Source organism: Caballeronia sp. ATUFL_F2_KS9A, assembly GCF_023630765.1.
Classification (GTDB): domain Bacteria; phylum Pseudomonadota; class Gammaproteobacteria; order Burkholderiales; family Burkholderiaceae; genus Caballeronia; species Caballeronia zhejiangensis.
Genome location: NZ_JALQEK010000014.1, coordinates 1 through 3,549, shown reverse-complemented (window position 1 = coordinate 3,549; position 3,549 = coordinate 1). Strand labels below are relative to the sequence as shown.

The following is a 3,549-nucleotide window of genomic DNA, read 5'->3' as shown; positions in this document are numbered from 1 at the left end:
GGACCGTGAAACGACTCCACGCCGATGATAGTGCGGATACCCGTGTGAAAGTAGGTAATCGTCAGGCTCCTCATGCTTCAAACAAAAACCCCACCCCAAAAGGTGGGGTTTTTGCGTTGGGGCGTGAAAATCTAAATCGCAATTAAGCCAGCAGAGGCGTAACGGCGACCATCAACGGGCGAGGAATTTCTCCGCCAGTCTTACCCAGTACGACGATCCGATCGATAACAAATCATCATTAAAGTCGTAGCTGGCGTTGTGCAACATGCACGGCCCCGCGCCGTGTCCTTGCTCCCGGTGCCCGCCGTCGCCGTTACCTAGAAACGCATAACATCCGGGCTTTTCGAGAAGCATGAACGAAAAGTCCTCGGCGCCCATCGTCGGCTCGACGGCGCTATCGACCTTATCCTTGCCCACCACTTCTGCCATAACTTCCGCCGCGAATCTTGCCTCTTCAGGCGAATTGATCGTCGGCGGATAGTTTCTGTGGAAATGAATTTCCACCTCGCAGTCGTAGGCCGCTGCGGTTGCATCGGCGATTTTGCGCATGCGCGCCTCGATCAGATCGAGCGTCTCCACCGTAAAAGTACGCACAGTTCCTCCGAGCCAAGCCTGATCGGGCACCACATTGGCAGCCTGGCCAGCGTGAATCTGCGTAATGGAAAGCACGGCCGTATCGATCGGCTTCTTGCTTCGCGTGATGATGCTCTGAAGCCCGTTCGCGATCTGAACCGCCGTAAAAACGGGGTCGCGCCCGTTATGTGGCAAGGCCGCGTGCGAACCGGTTCCTCGAATGGCGATGCGAAACTCGTTGCTCGAAGCCATGATCGGCCCTTCGACGACACCGAAATGCCCCGCCGGAATGCCAGGCCAGTTGTGAATGCCGAACACCGCATCGACCGGAAACCGCTTGAAAAGACCATCTTCGATCATGGCCTTCGCGCCCGCGCCGCCTTCTTCAGCCGGTTGAAAGATGAAGACGACCGTCCCATCGAATTTGCCGTGCTTGGCCAGATATTTCGCCGCGCCGAGCAGCATCGCCGTATGACCATCGTGGCCGCAGGCATGCATACGGCCGTCGTTCGTCGATCGATGTCCGAAAGTGTTCAATTCCTGAATGGGCAGCGCGTCCATATCCGCGCGCAGCCCGATCGAGGCGCTGCCGGCGCCGCGCTTCAACACGCCGACGACGCCTGTCTTGCCCAATCCCCGATGCACTTGAATTCCCCAACTTTCGAGGCTCTCGGCAACCAGTTTTGCGGTGCCAACCTCTTCATAGCGCAATTCGGGATGGGCATGGATCGTTCGTCGGAGCGTCTTGATCTCGTCGTGCGATGCTTCGATTTCTGGGATCAGATTCATTTCAACTGCTCTCACGTTTGAATTCGGATTGCGCGTATTGACCGCGCCTGCTCGTTCCATTCTACGCCGCCGCTATTTGCGCCATCGGACGGTCGATCGCATAGCGGCCGTAATAGAATTCCGTCATCTGCCGCTTTTACTTCGATTTACGGACTTTCCGATGAACGCTCCAGCCGAGTTTGCCCGAGCCGTGTGCCCGCACGATTGCCCCGATACTTGCGCGATGCGCGTAACGGTCAAGGATGGAAAAGCGGTCAAAGTCAGCGGCGAACCTGATCATCCACCGACGCAAGGTGTGTTGTGCACAAAGGTCACGCGCTATGCCGAGCGTACGCATCACAAGGATCGTCTTCTGACTCCGTTGCGTCGAATCGGCAAAAAGGGCGAGGGCCGATTTGAGCCGATCGGCTGGGACGAAGCATTGCGACTCGCCGCCGAACGCCTGCAGCCTATCGCCCGGCGCGCGCCTGAAGCCATCGTTCCATACAGTTACGCGGGCACGATGGGCCTGGTGCAAGGCGAAAGCGTCGCTGCCCGATTCTTCAACGTGCTTGGCGCATCGCGACTCGAACGCACGATTTGTGCGGCCGCGGGCGCCGCCGGCCTGCGCTACACGTACGGCGCGAGCCTCGGAATGCATTCGGAGTATTACGAAGAGAGCGAGCTGATTCTGATCTGGGGCGCGAATCCGATCGCGTCGAGCCTGCACTTCTGGACGCGCGCGCAGGAGGCAAAGCGTCGTGGCGCGAAGCTGATCGCGATCGATCCGTACAAGTCGCTCACGGCAGAGAAGTGCCATCAGCACATCGCGTTGCGCCCGGGCACCGACGCCGCGCTCGCGCTCGGCATGATCGACGTGTTGATCCGCGAGAATTTCATCGATCACGAGTATGTGAGCGCGCATACCGTCGGCTTCGATGAACTTGCGGCGCGCGCGGCCCAGTATCCGGCTTCGCGCGTGGCGCAGATTTGCGGCATCGACGAAAAGGTCGTTATCGAACTCGCCCGTGCTTTCGGATCGACGAAGAAGGCCGCAATTCGCCTCAATTACGGCATGCAGCGCGTGCGCGGTGGCGGCAATGCCGTGCGGGCGATTGCTTGCTTGCCGTCGTTGACTGGCGCGTGGCGCGAGCGCGCCGGAGGCCTGCTGCTTTCGTCGTCCGGCTGGGCGCCGATCGACGGCACCGCGCTCGAGCGTCCCGATTTGCTGCCGGGCTGGCCCTCGAAGCTTCCGCGCGCGATCAACATGAACGCGATCGGCGACGCGTTGCTGCATCCGGGCGACGAAGCATTCGGGCCGAAGATCGAAGCGCTGATCGTCTACAACTCGAATCCCGTTGCGGTCGCGCCCGATTCGGCGAAAGTCGAGGCGGGCTTCGCGCGCGAGGATCTGTTCACGATCGTGCTCGAACACTTCCAGACAGATACCGCCGATTACGCGGACCTCGTCTTTCCCGCGACGACGCAGCTCGAGCATCTCGACGTCCACAAGTCCTACGGGCACACGCACGTAATGGCGAATCTGCCGGCGATTCCACCCGTCGGCGAAGCGCGCCCGAACACTGAAATATTCCGCGGACTCGCACGCGCCCTGGGCCTTACCGAGCCGGCGCTTTTCGAGACCGACGAGCAGATCGCATCGAAGGCATTCCGCTGGAACGACCCGACGCTCGAAGGTCAGAGCTGGGACACGTTGAAGGCGTCCGGCTGGCTGAAGCTCGGAATCGCAGAAGCGCCGCTGGCCGAAGGCGGGTTCCGCACCCCGTCGGGAAAATGCGAGTTCTACAGCGAGCGCCTGAAACGCGAAGGTCTCGATCCGTTGCCCGATTACCTGCCGCCGTACGAGTCTGCGGACGGATCGCCGGATCTGGCGGCCCGCTATCCGCTCGCGATGATTTCGCCGCCCGCGCGCAACTTCCTGAACAGCAGTTTCGTGAACATCGAAAGTCTGCGGGCGGCGGAGCGCGAACCGCATCTCGATATTCACCCCGCCGACGCGCAAGCGCGCGCCATCGCCGATGGCGCAGTCGTGCGCATCTTCAACGATCGCGGTTCGATGCAGGCCCGGGGGGGGGGGGGGGGGCGGGGGCGGGGCGGGGGGGGGGGGGGGGGGGGGGGGGGGGGGGGGGTTTTTTTTTTGGGTGGGGGGCCCCCCCCTAAAGATGGCGCGCCGGCGGGGGCCGGCCG

The 3,549-nt window shown here is 61.7% G+C and carries 2 protein-coding genes; one reads left to right on the top strand and one right to left on the bottom strand.

Features of this window, described 5'->3' with window-relative positions; genetic code table 11:
* Positions 1-171: 171 nt before the first annotated feature.
* Positions 172-1,362: a M20 aminoacylase family protein gene (locus NCS67_RS11180; protein ID WP_250435223.1), complete on the bottom strand. Its 1,191-nt coding sequence runs from the start codon at positions 1,360-1,362 to the stop codon at positions 172-174.
* 160 nt (positions 1,363-1,522) lie between these two features.
* Here NCS67_RS11180 and NCS67_RS11175 point away from each other — a divergent pair.
* The coding region (locus NCS67_RS11175; protein ID WP_250435222.1) for a molybdopterin-containing oxidoreductase family protein at positions 1,523-3,549 on the top strand (2,027 nt) is incomplete at its 3' end.